This window comes from Enterobacter sp. HSTU-ASh6 (assembly GCF_026319105.1).
Lineage (GTDB): Bacteria > Pseudomonadota > Gammaproteobacteria > Enterobacterales > Enterobacteriaceae > Enterobacter > Enterobacter sichuanensis.
Window position 1 is genome coordinate 64,100 of sequence record NZ_WSPD01000019.1, and the last position, 19,067, is coordinate 83,166.

The 19,067-nt window shown below is 55.6% G+C and carries 18 protein-coding genes; 15 read left to right on the top strand and 3 right to left on the bottom strand.

What is annotated here, in order from left to right; translation table 11 throughout:
- Window positions 1-191 precede the first annotated feature (191 nt).
- From udp to tatD, 9 genes are all read left to right on the top strand, one after another.
- Window positions 192-953 carry a uridine phosphorylase gene (udp, locus tag GM298_RS19420; RefSeq protein WP_003860792.1) on the top strand — a complete coding sequence of 254 codons (762 nt, stop codon included), beginning with the start codon at window positions 192-194 and terminating at the stop codon, window positions 951-953.
- Between the two features lie 141 nt (window positions 954-1,094).
- Entirely contained in the window at window positions 1,095-2,552 is a 1,458-nt protein-coding gene (rmuC, locus tag GM298_RS19425) for a DNA recombination protein RmuC (protein ID WP_266155082.1), read from the top strand.
- Window positions 2,553-2,618: 66 nt separating this feature from the next.
- Window positions 2,619-3,374, top strand: coding sequence for a bifunctional demethylmenaquinone methyltransferase/2-methoxy-6-polyprenyl-1,4-benzoquinol methylase UbiE (gene ubiE / locus GM298_RS19430; RefSeq protein WP_025757525.1), 756 nt, complete (start codon window positions 2,619-2,621; stop codon window positions 3,372-3,374).
- A gap of 13 nt (window positions 3,375-3,387) precedes the next feature.
- Window positions 3,388-3,993 carry a ubiquinone biosynthesis protein UbiJ gene (gene ubiJ / locus GM298_RS19435; protein WP_266155083.1) on the top strand — a complete coding sequence of 202 codons (606 nt, stop codon included), beginning with the start codon at window positions 3,388-3,390 and terminating at the stop codon, window positions 3,991-3,993.
- Window positions 3,990-5,630, top strand: a complete 1,641-nt coding sequence (ubiB, locus tag GM298_RS19440) for a ubiquinone biosynthesis regulatory protein kinase UbiB (RefSeq protein WP_025757522.1) — start codon at window positions 3,990-3,992, stop codon at window positions 5,628-5,630. Before ubiJ ends, ubiB begins: the two co-directional genes overlap by 4 nt.
- Window positions 5,631-5,706: 76 nt before the next feature.
- Window positions 5,707-5,961 (top strand): Sec-independent protein translocase subunit TatA, encoded by a 255-nt coding sequence (tatA, locus tag GM298_RS19445; protein ID WP_025757521.1) that lies wholly within the window; start codon window positions 5,707-5,709, stop codon window positions 5,959-5,961.
- Between the two features lie 3 nt (window positions 5,962-5,964).
- Window positions 5,965-6,507: a Sec-independent protein translocase protein TatB gene (gene tatB, locus GM298_RS19450; protein WP_095450465.1), complete on the top strand. Its 543-nt coding sequence runs from the start codon at window positions 5,965-5,967 to the stop codon at window positions 6,505-6,507.
- A gap of 2 nt (window positions 6,508-6,509) precedes the next feature.
- Window positions 6,510-7,280, top strand: coding sequence for a Sec-independent protein translocase subunit TatC (gene tatC / locus GM298_RS19455; protein WP_025757519.1), 771 nt, complete (start codon window positions 6,510-6,512; stop codon window positions 7,278-7,280).
- Between the two features lie 41 nt (window positions 7,281-7,321).
- Window positions 7,322-8,104, top strand: coding sequence for a 3'-5' ssDNA/RNA exonuclease TatD (gene tatD / locus GM298_RS19460; protein ID WP_128338995.1), 783 nt, complete (start codon window positions 7,322-7,324; stop codon window positions 8,102-8,104).
- Here the strand turns inward: tatD and rfaH are convergent.
- Window positions 8,101-8,592, bottom strand: a complete 492-nt coding sequence (rfaH, locus tag GM298_RS19465) for a transcription/translation regulatory transformer protein RfaH (protein WP_020882871.1) — start codon at window positions 8,590-8,592, stop codon at window positions 8,101-8,103. The genes tatD and rfaH overlap by 4 nt on opposite strands.
- 173 nt (window positions 8,593-8,765) lie before the next feature.
- On the opposite strand from rfaH, the gene ubiD reads away from it, so the two are divergent.
- Both ubiD and fre read left to right on the top strand, forming a co-directional pair.
- Entirely contained in the window at window positions 8,766-10,256 is a 1,491-nt protein-coding gene (gene ubiD, locus GM298_RS19470) for a 4-hydroxy-3-polyprenylbenzoate decarboxylase (protein WP_162185039.1), read from the top strand.
- 42 nt (window positions 10,257-10,298) lie between these two features.
- Window positions 10,299-11,000, top strand: coding sequence for an NAD(P)H-flavin reductase (fre, locus tag GM298_RS19475; protein ID WP_045285590.1), 702 nt, complete (start codon window positions 10,299-10,301; stop codon window positions 10,998-11,000).
- Between the two features lie 161 nt (window positions 11,001-11,161).
- Here the strand turns inward: fre and fadA are convergent, their stop codons facing one another.
- Both fadA and fadB read right to left on the bottom strand, forming a co-directional pair.
- On the bottom strand, window positions 11,162-12,325 hold the full coding sequence (gene fadA / locus GM298_RS19480) for an acetyl-CoA C-acyltransferase FadA (RefSeq protein ID WP_025757514.1): 1,164 nt from the start codon (window positions 12,323-12,325) through the stop codon (window positions 11,162-11,164).
- A 9-nt stretch (window positions 12,326-12,334) separates the two neighbouring features.
- Window positions 12,335-14,524: a fatty acid oxidation complex subunit alpha FadB gene (gene fadB / locus GM298_RS19485; RefSeq protein ID WP_262784522.1), complete on the bottom strand. Its 2,190-nt coding sequence runs from the start codon at window positions 14,522-14,524 to the stop codon at window positions 12,335-12,337.
- 190 nt (window positions 14,525-14,714) lie between these two features.
- On the opposite strand from fadB, the gene pepQ reads away from it, so the two are divergent.
- From pepQ to hemG, 4 genes are read left to right on the top strand one after another with little or no spacing between them, the layout of a single operon-like run.
- Entirely contained in the window at window positions 14,715-16,046 is a 1,332-nt protein-coding gene (gene pepQ, locus GM298_RS19490; RefSeq protein ID WP_045285593.1) for a Xaa-Pro dipeptidase, read from the top strand.
- Window positions 16,046-16,660, top strand: a complete 615-nt coding sequence (locus GM298_RS19495) for an IMPACT family protein (protein WP_025757512.1) — start codon at window positions 16,046-16,048, stop codon at window positions 16,658-16,660. The genes pepQ and GM298_RS19495 overlap by 1 nt, the downstream gene beginning before the upstream one ends.
- Window positions 16,661-16,699: 39 nt before the next feature.
- Complete coding sequence (gene trkH, locus GM298_RS19500) at window positions 16,700-18,151, top strand: Trk system potassium transporter TrkH (RefSeq protein ID WP_023309600.1); 1,452 nt, start codon at window positions 16,700-16,702, stop codon at window positions 18,149-18,151.
- A gap of 10 nt (window positions 18,152-18,161) precedes the next feature.
- Complete coding sequence (gene hemG, locus GM298_RS19505; RefSeq protein WP_045285595.1) at window positions 18,162-18,707, top strand: menaquinone-dependent protoporphyrinogen IX dehydrogenase; 546 nt, start codon at window positions 18,162-18,164, stop codon at window positions 18,705-18,707.
- Window positions 18,708-19,067: the final 360 nt, after the last annotated feature.

Genomic DNA, 19,067 nt, shown 5'->3' on the forward strand with positions numbered 1-19,067 from the left:
TGCCTTAAACGGTCTATCTTTTGTGCAGCGCCCAACGATATAACTTGTTAATGTGATGTATATCACTATTTTATGGAAATTAACTGCAATCATTTTCGGTCATGGTGAGTTGTGTCACGAAATTATGCGTATTGCTTCTGTAAAGTACCGTTTTACTTCTTCTGACTAACCGACCCACAGAGGAGTCACCTATGTCTAAGTCTGATGTTTTTCATCTCGGCCTCACCAAAAACGATTTACAAGGGGCTACGCTCGCGATCGTCCCGGGCGATCCTGAGCGTGTGGAAAAGATCGCCGCGCTGATGGATAAGCCGGTTAAGCTGGCAGCCCATCGTGAATTCACCACCTGGCGCGCAGAGCTGGATGGTAAAGCCGTGATCGTCTGTTCTACCGGTATCGGTGGCCCGTCTACTTCTATTGCCGTTGAAGAGCTGGCGCAGCTGGGCATTCGTACTTTCCTGCGTATCGGTACCACTGGCGCTATTCAGCCGCATATCAACGTCGGCGACGTGCTGGTCACGACCGCGTCCGTGCGCCTGGACGGCGCAAGTCTGCACTTTGCGCCAATGGAATTCCCGGCAGTGGCCGACTTCGAATGCACCACTGCGCTGGTTGAGGCCGCGAAATCTGTGGGCGCCACCACGCATGTGGGCGTAACCGCCTCTTCCGATACCTTCTACCCAGGCCAGGAGCGTTACGACACCTTCTCTGGCCGCGTGGTAAGCCGTTTCAAAGGCTCAATGGAAGAGTGGCAGTCCATGGGCGTGATGAACTACGAAATGGAATCCGCAACGCTGCTGACCATGTGCGCAAGCCAGGGTCTGCGTGCCGGTATGGTGGCGGGCGTTATCGTCAACCGTACCCAGCAGGAGATCCCGAACGCTGAAACCATGAAGCAGACCGAAAGCCATGCGGTGAAAATCGTGGTTGAAGCCGCGCGTCGCCTGATCTAATCCTCTCCCTTCGAAATCAAAGGCCGACACGTTCGGCCTTAATTTTTTTGCGTTGCGCCTCGCAGGAAAACCCTTTCAAACTGGACGTTTATACAGCACAATCTTATTTTGTGCGGGTAATACGTTGATGCAGGGGGCATTGTGGATATCTCAGTCCTGATTTATGCGGTGATTGCGCTGGCGGGCGTGGCGATAGGCTGGCTTATTTCCAGCTATCAACATGCGCAGCAGAAGGCCGATCAGCTGGCAGAGCGTGAAGAGATAGTCGCCGAATTAAGTGCGGCAAAGCAGCAGCTTGCGCTGAGTGGCCACTGGCGAGAGGAGTGCGAGTTACTCAATAACGAGCTGCGCAACCTGCGTGATATCAACACCTCGCTGGAGGCCGATCTCCGCGAAGTGACCACCCGTCTGGAATCCACGCAACTGCATGCGGAAGACAAAATCCGCCAGATGCTCAACAGCGAGCAGCGCCTCAGCGAACAGTTTGAAAACCTCGCTAACCGTATTTTCGAGCACAGCAACCGCCGCGTTGATGAACAGAACCGCCAGAGCCTGAACAGCCTGCTGACGCCCCTGCGCGAACAGCTGGACGGTTTTCGCCGCCAGGTGCAGGACAGCTTTGGTCAGGAGGCCCGCGAGCGGCACACGCTGGCGCATGAGATCCGCAATCTTCAGCAGCTGAATGCGCAAATGGCGCAGGAGGCGGTCAACCTCACCCGTGCGCTTAAAGGGGATAACAAAACCCAGGGCAACTGGGGAGAAGTGGTGCTGACCCGCGTCCTGGAAGCCTCGGGCCTGCGGGAAGGATATGAATACGAAACGCAGGTGAGTATCGAAAACGATGCCCGCTCGCGCATGCAGCCGGATGTCATCGTACGACTGCCGCAGGGTAAAGATGTGGTAATTGACGCCAAAATGACGCTGGTGGCGTATGAGCGTTACTTCAATGCGGAGGATGACTACACGCGTGAGTCTGCCCTGCAGGAGCACATTGCATCCGTGCGTAATCACATTCGCCTGCTTGGCAGAAAAGACTACCAGCAGCTGCCCGGCCTGCGCTCACTGGACTATGTCCTGATGTTTATCCCGGTAGAGCCCGCGTTTCTGCTGGCGCTCGACAGACAGCCGGAACTGATCACCGAAGCGCTCAAAAATAACATTATGCTGGTCAGCCCCACCACGCTACTGGTGGCCTTACGCACCATTGCTAACCTGTGGCGGTATGAGCACCAGAGCCGCAATGCGCAGCAGATAGCCGATCGCGCCAGCAAGCTGTACGACAAAATGCGCCTCTTCGTGGACGATATGTCTTCGGTCGGGCAGAGCCTGGACCGCGCGCAGGATAACTACCGCCAGGCGATGAAAAAACTCGCCTCCGGGCGAGGTAATCTGCTGGCGCAGGCCGAAGCCTTCCGCGGCCTTGGGGTGGAGGTGAAACGCGAGATTAATCCGGAATTGGTTGAACAGGCTACCGCGCAGGACGAAGAGTTTCGCCTGCGCGAAGGGGCGGATGAACAAAAGACACGCAGTGAAGACAACGCGTTAGCAGCGACGCACTCACCCGACGCGCAGCCAGCGCGTTTCTTTCGCGGTGGTTGAAACGTAGGGCAATCGCGCCCAATCTGTTACACTTCACGGACATTTTACTGATAAGCAGGCTCTGAGATGGTTGACGATTCACAAGACACAACGCACTTTGGCTTTCAGACTGTCGCCAAAGCGCAGAAAGCTGACATGGTGGCCCACGTATTTCATTCCGTGGCGGCGAAGTACGATGTGATGAATGACCTGATGTCGTTCGGCATTCATCGCTTGTGGAAGCGCTTCACCATTGACTGTAGCGGTGTGCGTCGTGGACAAACGGTGCTGGATCTCGCCGGCGGTACGGGCGATTTAACCGCGAAATTCTCCCGTCTGGTGGGCGAAACCGGGCGTGTTGTTCTGGCCGACATCAATGACTCCATGCTGAAAATGGGACGCGAGAAGCTGCGTAACATCGGCGTGGTGGGGAATGTGGAGTATGTGCAGGCGAACGCCGAAGCGCTGCCGTTCCCGGATAATACCTTTGACTGCATCACAATCTCCTTCGGTCTGCGTAACGTCACCGACAAAGAAAAAGCGCTGCGCTCCATGTACCGCGTGCTGAAGCCGGGTGGACGTCTGCTGGTGCTTGAGTTCTCCAAACCGGTTATCGAGCCCCTGAGCAAAGCTTACGACGCCTATTCCTTCCACGTTCTGCCGCGTATTGGTGAACTGGTCGCAAACGACGCCGAAAGCTACCGCTATCTGGCAGAATCCATTCGTATGCACCCGGATCAGGACACCTTAAAAGCCATGATGCAGGATGCAGCGTTTGAAAACGTTGAGTATTTCAACATGACGGCAGGTGTCGTCGCACTGCATCGCGGTTACAAGTTCTGAGTGGAGGTGTCCCGTGCCCTTTAAACCCTTAGTCACCGCAGGCATCGAGAACGTACTGAATGCCTTTCTCTATCGCGCACCGGCGCTAAAAGCCGCACGCCAGCGGCTTAACGGGAAGGTATTACGCATTGTTTTAAAAGAGTTCTCGACGCCGCTTGTGCTGGTCTTTAGCGAACGCCAGCTTGACGTCCTGGGTGAGTGGGAAGGTGAAGCCGACTGTTCGGTCATTACGCACATGAGCGTGTTGCCTAAACTGCGCGACCGTCAGCAATTAACGGCGCTGATCCGCAGCGGTGAGCTGGAAGTGGAAGGCGACATTCAGGTTGTCCAGAGCTTCGTGGCGCTCACCGATCTGGCGGAGTTCGATCCGGCAGAGCTGCTCGCGCCATTTATTGGTGACATTGCTGCTGAAGGGATCGGTAAAGTCCTGCATGGCGGAACGGCCTTCCTGCGTAAAAGCCTGCAACGGCAGCAACGCTATGCGGCGGAAGTGCTGACGGAGGAGTGGCGAATGGCGCCCGGGCCACTGGAAGTGGCGTGGTTTGCGGAAGAGACCGCTGCTGTTGAACGTGCGGTTGACGCGTTAACCAAACGGCTGGAAAAACTGGAGGGCAAATGACGCCTGGTGAAATTCGGCGCCTCTACTTCATCATTCGCACCTTTTTGAGCTACGGGCTCGACGAGCTTATTCCCAAAATGCGCATTACGCTGCCGCTGCGTATCTGGCGGCGGATGCTGTTCTGGATGCCCAATCGCCATAAAGGTCAGCCGCTGGGTGAGCGTCTGCGTCTGGCGCTGCAGGAGCTCGGCCCGGTATGGATTAAATTCGGGCAGATGCTATCGACCCGCCGCGATCTCTTCCCGCCGCTCATTGCTGATGAACTCGCGCTGCTGCAGGATCGCGTTGCGCCGTTTGACGGTGCGCGCGCGAAAAAGCAAATTGAAGAGGCGATGGGCAATATTCCTGTCGAGACCTGGTTTGACGATTTCGATATACATCCCCTGGCGTCAGCCTCTATCGCGCAGGTGCACACTGCACGTCTGAAAGAAAACGGCAAAGAAGTGGTGATTAAGGTCATTCGCCCGGACATCCTGCCGATCATCAAAGCAGACATGAAGCTGATTTACCGTCTGGCGCGCTGGGTACCGCGTTTGCTTCCGGACGGGCGTCGTCTGCGTCCGATGGAGGTGGTACGGGAGTATGAAAAAACCCTGATTGATGAGCTTAACCTGCTGCGCGAATCAGCAAACGCCATTCAGCTGCGCCGCAACTTTGAAAATAGCCCGATGCTCTATGTACCCGAAGTCTACTCTGACTACTGCAGCCAGAATATGATGGTGATGGAGCGAATCTACGGGATCCCCGTCTCGGATGTGGTGGCCCTGGAGAAACAGGGAACGAACATGAAGCTGCTGGCCGAGCGCGGTGTGCAGGTCTTCTTTACCCAGGTATTCCGCGACAGCTTTTTCCACGCAGACATGCACCCGGGCAATATCTTCGTCAGCTACGAGCATCCTGAAGATCCGCAGTACATCGGTATTGACTGCGGGATTGTAGGCTCGCTGAACAAAGAAGATAAACGCTATCTGGCTGAGAACTTTATTGCCTTCTTTAATCGCGATTACCGTAAAGTGGCCGAACTGCACGTTGATTCCGGATGGGTTCCGCCGGACACCAACGTCGAAGAGTTTGAGTTTGCTATCCGTACTGTCTGCGAGCCGATTTTTGAAAAACCGCTGGCGGAAATCTCTTTCGGCCACGTGCTGCTGAATCTGTTTAACACCGCTCGTCGCTTCAACATGGAAGTGCAGCCACAGCTTGTTTTACTTCAGAAAACATTACTTTACGTTGAAGGTGTAGGTCGACAGCTCTATCCTCAGTTAGACTTGTGGAAGACGGCGAAACCGTTCCTTGAATCCTGGATTAAAGATCAGGTCGGCATTCCGGCTCTGGTGCGGGCATTCAAAGAGAAAGCACCGTTCTGGGTTGAGAAGATGCCGGAGCTTCCTGAACTGGTCTATGACAGTTTGCGTCAGAGCAAGAACCTTCAGCTCAGCATGGATAAAATCGCCCACGAGCTTCAGTCAAACCGGGTTCGTCAGGGCCAGTCTCGCTATCTGTTTGGCATTGGCGCAACCCTGCTGTTAAGCGGTACGTTGCTGTTAATCAACCGTCCGGACTGGCAGATGATGCCCGCCTGGCTGATGGCCGCCGGGATCGTGGTCTGGTTCGTTGGCTGGAGAAAAACGCGCTGAGCAGGCGTCGCTATCACCAGGCCGCATACGTATAATGCGGCCTGACTCCTTAATCATCTATCACTGAGGAATATGTATGGGTGGTATCAGTATCTGGCAATTGTTGATCATTGCCGTCATCGTCGTGCTGCTGTTTGGCACCAAAAAGCTCGGTTCCATTGGGTCCGATCTGGGCGCGTCTATCAAAGGCTTCAAAAAAGCGATGAGCGATGATGAGAACAAGCAGGATAAATCCAGCCAGGACGCTGATTTTACTGCTAAGTCCATCTCCGACAAGCAGGATGATGCGAAAAAGGAAGACGCTAAACGCCACGATAAAGAGCAGGTGTAAGTCGTGTTCGACATTGGTTTTGGTGAGCTGCTGCTGGTCTTCGTGATTGGCCTGATTGTGTTGGGTCCACAGCGTTTACCCGTTGCAGTAAAAACGGTTGCGGGGTGGGTGCGTGCGCTTCGTTCGCTGGCGTCCACCGTACAGAACGAGCTGGCGCAGGAACTTAAGCTGCAGGAATTCCAGGAAAGCCTGAAAAAGGTCGAGAAGGCGAGCATGGATAACCTGACGCCGGAACTGAAAGCCTCAATGGATGAACTGCGCGAAGCGGCAGAGTCCATGAAGCGCTCGTACAGCGTCAACGACCCTGAAAAAGCGAGCGATGAAGCCAACACCATTCATAACCCGGTGGTGAAGGGCAGCGAGGCGCAGCGTGAGGGCGTCACGCCAGCCAGCGCTGAGCATCAGGTTGACGCCCCAGAACAGACGCCGCAGGAAGCCGAAGTGAAAAAACAGGCGCAATCAGTAGAGCCCGCGGTTAAAGTGGCTGAAGTGAAGCCCGTCGCACCTGTTTCCGAATCATCCCCCTCGTCGAGTGATAAAGCGTAAACATGGCAGTAGATGATACTCAACCGCTCATTACGCACCTCATTGAGCTGCGTAAGCGCCTGTTAAACTGCATTATTGCGGTTTTCGTGATTTTTTTGTGCCTGGTCTATTTCGCCAATGATATCTACCAGGTTGTCTCTGCACCGTTGATCAAGCAGATGCCGCTGGGCGCAACGATGATTGCGACGGACGTGGCTTCTCCGTTCTTTACCCCCATCAAGCTCACCTTCTGGGTATCGTTGATCGCCTCTGCGCCAGTCATTCTGTATCAGGTCTGGGCGTTTGTGGCGCCGGCCTTGTATAAGCATGAACGCAAGCTGGTGATCCCGCTGCTGATCTCCAGTTCTCTGCTGTTCTATATCGGCATGGCGTTTGCCTATTTCGTCGTCTTCCCGCTGGCTTTCGGGTTCCTGACGCACACCGCGCCGGAAGGGGTTCAGGTGTCGACGGATATCGCCAGCTACCTCAGCTTTGTGATGGCGCTGTTTATGGCGTTTGGCGTGGCCTTCGAAGTACCGGTGGCCATTGTGCTGCTGTGCTGGGTAGGGGTCACGACGCCGGATGACCTGCGTAAGAAGCGTCCCTATATCCTGGTCGGCGCATTCGTGGTTGGCATGCTGCTGACTCCGCCGGATGTTTTCTCCCAGACCCTGCTGGCCATACCGATGTACTGTCTGTTTGAGGTCGGCGTCTTCTTCTCGCGTTTCTACGTGGGGAAAGGTCGTCGCGCGGATGACGAAGACGATACGTCGGACAAGACCACTGAAGAGTAAAACCAGCCGCCCGTCAGGGCGGTTGTTACATGGGGATTTGCATGTTTGATATCGGACTTAACCTGACCAGTTCGCAGTTTGCGAAAGATCGTGATGAGGTGGTTGCGCGCGCGTTTGCCGCCGGGGTGAACGGATTGCTGCTGACGGGCACCAACCTCCATGAAAGCGAGCAGGCGCAGCAGTTGGCGCAACGCTACGAGCGCTGCTGGTCTACCGCCGGCGTGCATCCTCATGACAGTAGCCAGTGGACGCCGCAGAGCGCTGAAATCATTCACCGGCTGGCGAAAACGCCTGAGGTGGTGGCCATTGGAGAATGCGGACTCGATTTCAACCGTAATTTTTCCACTCCAGCCGAACAGGAAAAAGCCTTTACCGCCCAGCTTGCGCTGGCGGCCGAGCTTGAAATGCCGGTGTTTATGCACTGTCGCGACGCGCATGAGCGTTTCCTCGCTCTGCTGGAACCGTGGCTGGATAAACTGCCTGGCGCGGTGCTGCACTGTTTTACCGGTTCACGCCATGAGGCGCTTGAGTGTCTGGAGCGCGGGCTTTATCTGGGCATTACCGGCTGGGTTTGCGATGAACGTCGCGGGCTGGCGCTTCGTGAGCTGTTACCGGCGATCCCGGTCGACCGGCTGCTTCTGGAAACCGATGCACCTTATTTGCTCCCGCGCGATATGCAACCCAAACCGGCTTCGCGGCGAAATGAGCCCGCTTACCTGGGACACATTGTTGAGCGTGTAGCGACGTGGCGCGGAGAGGATCCGGCCGGGCTGTCCGCGCAAACGGATGACAACGTGCGTACGCTGTTCGGGATACGTTTTTAAACTTTGCGGAAGTCGGTGTTTTTAACGCTCTGCAGCACCTGCTTGTTCAGCAGATTGAGCAACAGCATGGAGCGCGCTTCGCCGTCCGGCTCGGCAAAAATTGCCTGCAGGCCTTCAAAAGCCCCTTCCGTAATAACGACGCTGTCTCCCGCGTAAGGTGTTTCCGGGTCGGTGATGCCTTCAGGTTGTTGATAAACCGAAAGCTGGTGAATGACCGTCGACGGAACCGTTGCCGGGTGAGCGCCAAAACGAACGAAGTGGCTGACGCCACGCGTGGCGCTGATGGTGGTGGTGTGGATCACCTCCGGGTCGAACTCAACGAACAGATAGTTCGGGAACAGAGGTTCACTGACGGTTGTGCGCTTCCCGCGCTGCATTTTTTCAAGCGTGATCACGGGCGTCAGGCAATTTACAGACTGACGTTCAAGATGTTCCTGCGCGCGCTGAAGTTGCCCGCGTTTGCAATACAGTAAATACCAGGCCTGCATAATCACTCTTTCCCTTAGTTCGGGGCGCAAGCATATCAAAACCCTGGCGGGATCGCTAAGCTGATTATAATGGGGGAAATGGGAACAGAACGCATAAGTTCACGCTTGTTTAACAAAATTACAGCATCACGCAGGCTAACGCCGTATAATGAAGCGCTTACAGAGAGGCCATGATTAACTGCATGAAATACCACGATCTCCGCGACTTCCTGACGCTGCTGGAAAAGCAGGGTGAACTCAAACGCATTACACTTCCTGTTGATCCGTATCTGGAGATGACAGAAATTGCTGACCGCACCCTGCGTGCCGGTGGCCCTGCATTACTGTTTGAAAATCCGAAGGGTTACTCAATGCCGGTGCTGTGCAACCTGTTTGGTACGCCGCGTCGTGTCGCACTGGGAATGGGGCAGGAGGACGTCACGGCGCTGCGTGAAGTGGGTAAGCTGCTGGCATTTCTGAAAGAGCCGGAGCCACCAAAAGGTTTCCGCGACCTGTTTGACAAACTGCCGCAGTTTAAGCAGGTGCTGAACATGCCCACCAAACGCCTTCGCGGCGCGCCATGCCAGCAGAAAGTGCTGGAAGGTGATGCAGTTGATTTGACCAAAATCCCGATCATGCAGTGCTGGCCTGAAGATGCTGCGCCTCTCATCACCTGGGGGCTGACCGTCACGCGTGGGCCGCATAAAGAGCGGCAAAATCTGGGTATTTACCGCCAGCAGTTGATTGGCAAGAATAAGCTCATCATGCGCTGGCTGTCACATCGCGGCGGCGCGCTGGATTTCCAGGAGTGGTGTGCTGCGCATCCGGGTGAACGTTTCCCGGTGTCTGTTGCGCTCGGCGCTGACCCGGCCACCATTTTGGGCGCGGTAACGCCGGTGCCGGATACGCTGTCAGAATATGCCTTCGCAGGCCTGCTGCGCGGGACCAAAACCGAAGTCGTGAAGTGTATTTCTAACGATCTTGAAGTCCCGGCCAGTGCGGAAATTGTGCTGGAAGGTTACATTGAGCAGGGTGAACTGGCACCGGAAGGTCCTTACGGCGACCACACTGGCTATTACAACGAAGTGGATAATTTCCCGGTGTTTACCGTGACGCACATAACCCAGCGTGAAGATGCGATTTACCACTCCACGTATACCGGACGTCCACCGGATGAACCTGCAGTGCTGGGCGTGGCGTTGAATGAAGTGTTTGTGCCGATCCTGCAAAAGCAGTTTCCGGAAATTGTTGATTTCTATCTGCCGCCTGAAGGATGCTCGTATCGCCTGGCAGTGGTCACGATGAAGAAGCAGTATCCGGGCCACGCTAAACGCGTGATGATGGGCGTATGGTCATTCCTGCGCCAGTTTATGTATACCAAATTTGTTATTGTCTGCGATGATGACGTTAACGCCCGCGACTGGAATGACGTAATCTGGGCCATTACCACGCGAATGGACCCGGCGCGCGATACGGTGTTAGTCGAAAACACGCCGATAGATTACCTGGATTTTGCCTCGCCGGTTTCCGGCCTTGGCTCAAAAATGGGACTGGATGCCACAAATAAATGGCCTGGCGAAACCGACCGCGAATGGGGTCGCCCGATCAAGAAAGATCCTGCTGTGACCGCGCGAATTGACGCGATCTGGGACGAACTGGCCATAATGAATAACGGTAAACCCTGAGCTGACCGTTAAGCCCTTTAGACTTCCCGACAGAGAGAGCGAATGACAACCTTAAGCTGTAAAGTGACCTCGGTAGATGCCATCACCGACACCGTATATCGCGTCCGTTTAGTGCCAGAAGCGCCATTCTCTTTCCGCGCGGGTCAGTACCTGATGGTCGTGATGGATGAACGTGATAAGCGTCCTTTCTCTATGGCCTCAACGCCAGCGGAGCAGGAATTTATTGAGCTTCATATCGGTGCGTCAGAGCTTAACCTGTATGCGATGGCCGTCATGGACCGCATTCTTAAAGAGCGTGAGATCGTGGTGGACATTCCACACGGTGACGCGTGGCTGCGTGATGACGAAGACCGTCCGCTGATCCTGATCGCCGGGGGGACAGGCTTCTCCTACGTACGTTCTATTCTGCTGACTGCCCTCGCGCGTAACCCGGACCGTGATATCACCATCTACTGGGGTGGCCGTGAAGAGAAACATCTCTACGACCTGTCTGAACTGGAAGCGCTGAGCGTCACTCATCCTAACCTGCGTGTTGAGCCGGTGGTTGAACAGCCGGAAGAGGGCTGGCGTGGGCGTAGCGGTACAGTGCTGACGGCAGTACTGCAGGATCATGGCACGCTGGCAGGACACGATATCTACATCGCTGGCCGTTTTGAGATGGCGAAAATTGCCCGCGATCTGTTCTGTAATGAACGTGACGCGCGTGAAGACCGCCTGTTTGGCGATGCGTTTGCGTTTATCTAAATAAAAAACCCGCCCCTGACAGGCGGGAAGAACGGCAACTAAACTGTCTCTCTTCGCCAGTGACGCCACTGGCGGCGAGGTACCTCTCGTAGGCCGGGAAAGCACAGCGCCTCCCGGCAAAAGCCCGATGGCGCGATGCTTATCGGGCCTACGTTATAGCCTTACACTCTCTCAAACACCGTCGCGATACCCTGACCCAAACCAATACACATCGTTGCCAGACCAAACTGGGCATCTTTGCGTTCCATCAGGTTGATAAGCGTGGTGCTGATGCGCGCCCCGGAGCAGCCCAGCGGGTGACCGAGGGCGATCGCGCCGCCGTTGAGGTTGATCTTCTCGTCTATCTGCTCCATCAGCCCCAGATCTTTAATGCACGGCAGGATCTGCGCGGCGAAGGCTTCATTCATCTCAAACAGGTCGATATCGCTGGTGGTTAATCCTGCTTTTTTCAGCGCCAGCTTCGAGGCCGGAACCGGACCGTAACCCATGATCGAAGGATCGCAGCCCACGACTGCCATCGAGCGCACGCGGGCGCGAGGCGTTAGCCCCAGTTCGCGGGCGCGGCTTTCGCTCATCACCAGCATCGCTGCCGCGCCGTCGGACAGCGCCGACGAGGTACCGGCTGTTACCGTACCGGTGACCGGATCAAACGCCGGGCGCAGCGTGGAAAGGGCTTCCACGGTGGTTTCCGGGCGGATCACCTCGTCGTAACTGAACTGCTTCAGAACGCCGTCAGCATCGTGGCCGCCGGTTGGGATGATCTCATTTTTAAATGCGCCGGACTGCGTTGCGGCCCATGCGCGAGCGTGAGATCGCGCGGCAAAGGTATCCTGCATTTCACGGCTGATGCCGTGCAGGCGGGAGAGCATCTCAGCGGTGAGGCCCATCATCCCCGCGGCTTTCGCCACGTTACGGCTCATGCCCGGGTGGAAATCGACCCCGTGGCTCATCGGTACGTGACCCATATGTTCCACGCCGCCGACCAGGCAGGCCTGGGCATCGCCGGTCATGATCATACGTGCCGCATCGTGCAGCGCCTGCATGGACGAACCACACAGACGGTTAACGGTGACGGCCGGAACGGAATGTGGGATCTCCGCCAGCAGGGAGGCATTACGGGCGATGTTGAAGCCCTGCTCCAGGGTCTGCTGCACGCAGCCCCAGTAGATATCGTCGAGTGCAGCCGGATCCAGCGCCGGGTTACGCGCCAGCAGGCTACGCATCAGGTGCGCGGAGAGGTCTTCCGCACGCACGTTGCGGAATGCGCCGCCTTTTGAACGGCCCATCGGGGTGCGAATCGCATCAACAATGACAACCTTTTCCATTGTGACTCCTTAAGCCGTTTTCAGCTCGCCAACCGGACGGGCTGGCTCAACTGCTGGATAGTAGGGTTCGTTATGGCGCGCTTTGTTGCGCAGCCCTTCCGGCACCTCATACAGCGGGCCGAGGTGCTGATACTGCTGGGCCATATCGAGATAGCGGGCGCTGCCGAGCGTGTCCAGCCAGCGGAACGCGCCACCGTGGAACGGCGGGAAGCCCAGGCCGTATACCAGCGCCATATCGGCTTCTGCCGGGCTGGCGATGATGCCTTCTTCAAGGCAACGCACCACTTCGTTGATCATCGGAATCATCATCCGGGCGATGATCTCATCGTCGGTGAAGTCGCGTTTCAGCTGACTGACATCGGCCAGCAGGCTATCCACCGCCGCGTCTTCTTCTTTCTTCGGTTTGCCTTTGCTGTCTTCTTTATAGCGCCAGAAGCCCAGGCCGTTTTTCTGACCAAAGCGGTTGGCGTCGAACAGGGCGTCAATGGCGTCGCGATAATCTTTCTGCATGCGCTGCGGGAAGCCCGCCGCCATGACTGCCTGAGCGTGATGTGCCGTATCAATGCCGACCACATCCAGCAGATACGCCGGGCCCATCGGCCAGCCGAACTGTTTTTCCATCACTTTGTCGATTTTGCGGAAATCCGCGCCGTCGCGCAGCAGCTGGCTGAAACCGGCGAAGTAAGGGAACAGGACGCGGTTGACGAAGAAGCCCGGACAGTCGTTAACAACGATCGGCGTTTTACCCATCTTGCTTGCCCATGCCACCACTTTGGCAATGGTGTCGTCAGAGGTTTTTTCCCCGCGGATCACCTCGACCAGCGGCATACGGTGTACCGGGTTGAAGAAGTGCATCCCGCAGAAGTTCTCCGGACGCTTCAGCACGCTCGCCAGCTCACTAATTGGGATCGTTGAGGTGTTAGACGCCAGGACGGTATCCGGGCGAACCTTCTCTTCCGTTTCCGCCAGTACCGCTTTTTTCACTTTCGGGTTTTCTACGACCGCCTCAACGACTACGTCCACGCGGTCGAAACCGGTGTATTCCAGCGTTGGCTGGATAGTCGAGATCACACCGGAGAGCTTAAGTCCGTCAATTTTGCCGCGTTCCAGCTGTTTATTCAGCAGCTTGGCCGCTTCGGTCATCCCCAGCGTCAGGGATTTCTCACTGATGTCCTTCATCACCACCGGCACGCCTTTCCAGGCAGACTGGTAAGCGATGCCGCCACCCATAATGCCAGCGCCGAGTACAGCCGCATGTTTTGGCGTCTCAACGTTTTTGGTCAGCTGTTTAGCTTTACCCTTCACGAACTGATCGTTGAGGAAGATGCCAACCAGCGCGCGGGCTTCGTTGGTATGTGCCAGCGGGACAAAGCTCTGGTTTTCCAGTTTCAGGGCTTCATCGCGGCCAAAGCGGGCGGCGGCTTCAATGGTCTTCACCGCCGTGATCGGCGCCGGATAGTGTTTACCCGCGGTCTGCATCACCATGCCTTTGGCGATGGTGAAGCTCATCGTGGCTTCAATCTTGCTGAGTTTTAACGGCTCCAGCTTCGGCTGGCGTTTGGCTTTCCAGTCGAGATCGCCGTTTATCGCCTGACGCAGAATGGTGAGGGAGCCTTCAATCAGTTTTTCTGGCTTCACGACACCGTCGACCAGGCCGATTTTCTGCGCCTGTTCTGCACCGACATCTTTACCTGCGGCAATGATCTCAAGCGCGCTGTCGGCACCCAGCATGCGCGGCATGCGTACGGAGCCGCCAAAGCCCGGCATGATACCCAGCTTTGTTTCCGGAAGGCCAATGCGCAGGTCCGGTGTAGCCAGACGGTAATCAGTCGCTAACACGCATTCACAGCCACCGCCCAGCGCGTAGCCGTTGACGGCGGAGATCGTCGGAACAGGCAGATCTTCCAGACGATTAAAGACGCTATTGGCAAAATGCAGCCACTGGCTCAGCTGCTCTTCAGGCACCAGGAAGAGCGAGAGGAATTCGGTGATATCGGCGCCGACAATAAAGGCCGCTTTGTTCGAGCGCAGCAGCAGCCCTTTTAATTCAGATTGTTTTTCAAGAACATCCAGCGCCTGGCCAAGACTGGCCACCGTCGCGGTATCAAGCTTATTTACTGAGCCGGGGGCATCGAACACCAGTTCGGCAATGCCATCTTCCAGCCAGTTGAGGTACAGGGTGTCGCCTTTGTAGAGCATGTCAGTCTCCTGAATCCAGCAAGTGGATCTGGTCATACCAGATGAGTCGGAGTGTGGGATTTATGTTAATAAAATGCAAATTACTCATTAAGAAATTGCTGCATTGATCACGGTCGGCGGAAATCACGCAGCCGGAGAGAGGTGTGCTAAGATGCGATGACTTGAGGTCAAAAAAACGAAAGGAAGAATGATGGACTCACTGGCTTCGCTTTATAAAAATCATATCGTTACCCTACAGGAACGTACCCGCGATGTACTGGCCCGCTTTAAGCTGGATGCGCTGTTGATCCACTCCGGCGAGCTGATGAATACCTTTCTCGACGATCACGCTTACCCATTTAAGGTGAACCCACAGTTTAAAGCCTGGGTGCCGGTGACTCAGGTTCCAAATTGCTGGCTGCTGGTGGATGGCGTGAACAAGCCGAAACTGTGGTTCTACCTGCCGGTCGATTACTGGCACAACGTGGAACCGCTGCCGACCAGCTTCTGGACAGAAGAAGTGGAGGTCATCGCCTTACCAAAAGCCGACGGCATTGGCAGCCAGCTGCCTGCCGCACGCGGCAACATCGCCTATATTGGTCCGGTACCGGAACGTGCGCTGGGCCTGGACATTCCGGCCGACAAGCTCAACCCGAAAGGGGTGCTGGATTACCTGCACTATTACCGCTCGTATAAAACCGACTACGAACTTTACTGTATGCGTGAAGCGCAAAAAACGGCGGTGAATGGCCACCGTGCGGCGCACGAAGCGTTCCAGTCGGGCATGAGCGAGTTCGATATCAACCAGGCCTATCTGACCGCGACAGGCCACCGTGATACCGATGTGCCGTACAGCAATATCGTCGCGCTCAACGAGCATGCGTCTGTGCTTCACTACACCAAACTGGATCACCAGGTTCCATCGGAAATGCGCAGCTTCCTGCTTGATGCGGGTGCCGAGTACAACGGTTATGCAGCGGACCTGACCCGAACCTGGGCGGCCAACGCGGACACCGATTTCGCACAGCTGATTAAAGACGTGAACGATGAACAGCTGGCGCTTATTAGCACCATGAAGGCGGGAACCCGCTATGTGGATTACCACATCCAGTTCCATCAGCGCATTGCGAAACTGCTGCGTAAGCATCAGATTGTGAAAGACATGAGTGAAGAGGCGATGGTTGAGAACGATCTGACCGGGCCATTCATGCCGCACGGCATTGGTCACCCGCTGGGTCTGCAGGTTCACGACGTTGCCGGCTTCATGCAGGACGATACCGGTACGCACCTGGCGGCACCGTCTAAATACCCTTACCTGCGCTGCACCCGCATTCTTGAGCCGCGTATGGTGTTGACCATCGAGCCGGGGATCTACTTTATCGAATCCCTGCTGGCACCGTGGCGTGAAGGTCAGTTCAGCAAACACTTCAACTGGGAAAAAATTGACGCGCTGAAGCCGTTTGGTGGTATTCGCATCGAAGATAACGTTGTGGTTCACGAAAATGGTATCGAGAACATGACGCGAGACCTGAAGCTGGCCTGATGGAAAGCTGGCTGATACCGGCTGAACCGGTCACCTTTGTTGAGGAAATCAAGAAAAGCCGCTTTATTACGCTGCTGGCGCATACTGACGGCGTGGACGCGGCAAAAGCGTTTGTCGAGTCCGTCCGGGCTGCACATCCTGACGCGCGTCACCACTGCGTGGCGTGGGTGGCGGGGGCGCCGGACGATTCACAGCAGCTGGGGTTTTCCGACGACGGTGAACCGGCGGGCACGGCCGGAAAACCCATGCTCTCGCAGCTGATGGGCAGCGGCGTGGGTGAAATTACCGCCGTGGTGGTGCGCTATTACGGCGGCATTTTGTTAGGTACCGGTGGGCTGGTTAAAGCCTATGGCGGGGGCGTGCAGCAGGCGCTTAATATGCTGGTCACTACCCGCAAAACGCCGCTCACCGAATATACTTTGTTATGCGATTACGCCCAGCTCTCGGGTATTGAAGCACTGCTGAAGCAGTTCAATGGTGTCATCGCACACAGTGAATATCAGGCAATGGTGCAATTACGCGTGGCGCTTCCTCAGGCGGAACTGGCTGCTTTTTCAGCAAAACTGGCTGATTTTAGTCGTGGTTCGTTGCAATTGCTGCCGATTGAAGAATAATCCCCACCTCACTTTTGAATACCAAAGGAAGCGGCAGAGATGCATTTTCGTGCCATAACCCGAATCGTTGGACTGCTGGTAATACTCTTTTCCGGGACGATGATCCTCCCAGGACTGGTGGCGCTTATCTACCGGGACGGTGCAGGGCGGGCGTTTACTCAGACTTTCTTTGTCGCGCTGGCGATTGGCTCGCTGCTGTGGTGGCCAAACCGTCGTCAGAAAGGTGAGCTGAAATCTCGCGAAGGATTTCTGATTGTGGTTCTGTTCTGGACGGTGCTGGGAAGCGTCGGTTCGCTCCCCTTTATCTTCTCAGAACAGCCTAACCTGAGCATCACGGATGCCTTTTTTGAATCCTTCTCCGGCTTAACGACAACCGGGGCGACGACGCTGGTGGGGCTGGATTCACTCCCGCACGCGATTCTCTTTTATCGCCAGATGCTGCAGTGGTTCGGGGGGATGGGGATCATTGTCCTGGCCGTCGCCATTCTGCCTATTCTGGGCGTCGGTGGGATGCAGCTCTATCGCGCCGAAATGCCCGGGCCGCTGAAAGACAACAAAATGCGGCCTCGTATTGCCGAGACGGCGAAAACCTTGTGGTTGATTTATGTTCTGCTGACGGTCGCCTGTGCGCTGGCGCTATGGTTTGCCGGGATGCCGGCTTTCGATGCTATCGGACACAGTTTTGCGACGATTGCCATCGGCGGGTTCTCCACCCACGATGCCAGTGTGGGCTACTTCGACAGCCCAACGATCAATACTATTATTGCGATTTTCCTCCTGATCTCCGGTTGTAACTATGGCCTGCACTTCTCTTTACTGAGCGGGCGCAGCCTGAAGGTGTACTGGCGCGATCCTGAGTTCCGCATGTTTATTGGGGTACAGCTTACGCTGGTCATCATCTGTACCCTGGTGCTCTGGTTCCATGATGTCTATAACTCGGCATTGACGACCCTGAATCAGGCGTTCTTCCAGGTGGTATCAATGGCGACAACCGCGGGGTTTACCACGGACAGTATTGCACGCTGGCCGCTGTTCCTGCCGGTGCTTCTGCTATGTTCCGCCTTTATCGGCGGCTGTGCGGGGTCGACGGGCGGTGGCCTGAAGGTGATTCGTATTCTGCTGTTGTTCAAGCAGGGCAACCGTGAGCTGAAACGTCTGGTCCACCCGAACGCGGTCTATAGCATCAAACTGGGGAACCGCGCGTTGCCGGAACGTATCCTCGAAGCGGTGTGGGGGTTCTTCTCAGCCTATGCGCTGGTCTTTATCGTCAGTATGCTGGCGATAATCGCGACGGGAGTGGATGATTTCTCCGCCTTTGCGTCCGTCGTCGCAACATTGAATAACCTGGGGCCCGGACTTGGGGTGGTGGCGGATAACTTTGCCAGCATGAACCCGGTCGCGAAATGGATCCTCATCGCCAATATGCTGTTTGGTCGTCTTGAGGTCTTTACGCTGCTGGTGCTGTTCACCCCTACCTTCTGGCGCGAGTAAGGAGCCGTTGATGAAAACACTGATTCTTTTCTCTACGCGAGACGGGCAAACGCGTGAGATTGCCGCGTATCTGGCGTCGGAATTAAAAGAGCTGGGTATATACTCGGATGTGGTGAACCTGAACCGTGCGGAGCAGATTGCCTGGCAGGATTACGACCGCGTGGTGATTGGCGCGTCAATTCGTTACGGGCATTTCCATCCGGCGCTGGATCGCTTTGTGAAAAAGCATACGGCGGTGCTCAATAAATTGCCCGGTGCGTTTTACTCGGTCAATCTGGTCGCGCGTAAAGCGGAAAAGCGTACGCCGCAGACCAACAGCTACACGCGCAAGTTTTTACTCAACTCGCCGTGGCAGCCAGACCTGTGCGCCGTTTTTGCCGGCGCGCTGCGCTACCCTCGCTACCGCTGGTATGACCGCTTTATGATCCGCCTGATTATGAAAATGACAGGGGGCGAAACGGATACACGTAAAGAAGTGGTTTATACCGACTGGTCGCAGGTGGCCAGTTTTGCACGGGAAATCGCGCATTTAACGGACAATTCGCGACTTAAATAAGCGTTAAGTTTGAAAAGTGAGCGAACGAAAAGTTTTTTGTATTTTGTGCTTGTCACATCGGAATAACTCCCTATAATGCGCCTCCACTGACACGGAACAACGGCACATACGCCGCCGGGTCAGCAGAGAAAAGCGAAAATAATCACTTGACTCTGAAGCGGGAAAGCGTAATATGCACACCCCGCGCCGCAGCGAAAACGAAGCGGCACTGCTCTTTAACAATTTATCAGACAATCTGTGTGGGCACTCAAAGTGACATGGATTCTTAACGTCCTCGGACGAAAAATGAATACCAAGTCTCAACGAGTGAACACGTAATTCATTACGAAGTTTAATTCATTGAGCATCAAACTTTTAAAT

Coding starts and splice junctions, on each gene's coding strand:
- udp (WP_003860792.1), top strand. CDS start 192: ATGTCTAAGTCTGATGTTTTTCATCTCGGCCTCACCAAAAACGATTTA.
- ubiE (WP_025757525.1), top strand. CDS start 2,619: ATGGTTGACGATTCACAAGACACAACGCACTTTGGCTTTCAGACTGTC.
- ubiB (WP_025757522.1), top strand. CDS start 3,990: ATGACGCCTGGTGAAATTCGGCGCCTCTACTTCATCATTCGCACCTTT.
- tatA (WP_025757521.1), top strand. CDS start 5,707: ATGGGTGGTATCAGTATCTGGCAATTGTTGATCATTGCCGTCATCGTC.
- tatC (WP_025757519.1), top strand. CDS start 6,510: ATGGCAGTAGATGATACTCAACCGCTCATTACGCACCTCATTGAGCTG.
- tatD (WP_128338995.1), top strand. CDS start 7,322: ATGTTTGATATCGGACTTAACCTGACCAGTTCGCAGTTTGCGAAAGAT.
- rfaH (WP_020882871.1), bottom strand. CDS start 8,592: ATGCAGGCCTGGTATTTACTGTATTGCAAACGCGGGCAACTTCAGCGC.
- fre (WP_045285590.1), top strand. CDS start 10,299: ATGACAACCTTAAGCTGTAAAGTGACCTCGGTAGATGCCATCACCGAC.
- fadA (WP_025757514.1), bottom strand. CDS start 12,325: ATGGAAAAGGTTGTCATTGTTGATGCGATTCGCACCCCGATGGGCCGT.
- fadB (WP_262784522.1), bottom strand. CDS start 14,524: ATGCTCTACAAAGGCGACACCCTGTACCTCAACTGGCTGGAAGATGGC.
- pepQ (WP_045285593.1), top strand. CDS start 14,715: ATGGACTCACTGGCTTCGCTTTATAAAAATCATATCGTTACCCTACAG.
- GM298_RS19495 (WP_025757512.1), top strand. CDS start 16,046: ATGGAAAGCTGGCTGATACCGGCTGAACCGGTCACCTTTGTTGAGGAA.
- trkH (WP_023309600.1), top strand. CDS start 16,700: ATGCATTTTCGTGCCATAACCCGAATCGTTGGACTGCTGGTAATACTC.
- hemG (WP_045285595.1), top strand. CDS start 18,162: ATGAAAACACTGATTCTTTTCTCTACGCGAGACGGGCAAACGCGTGAG.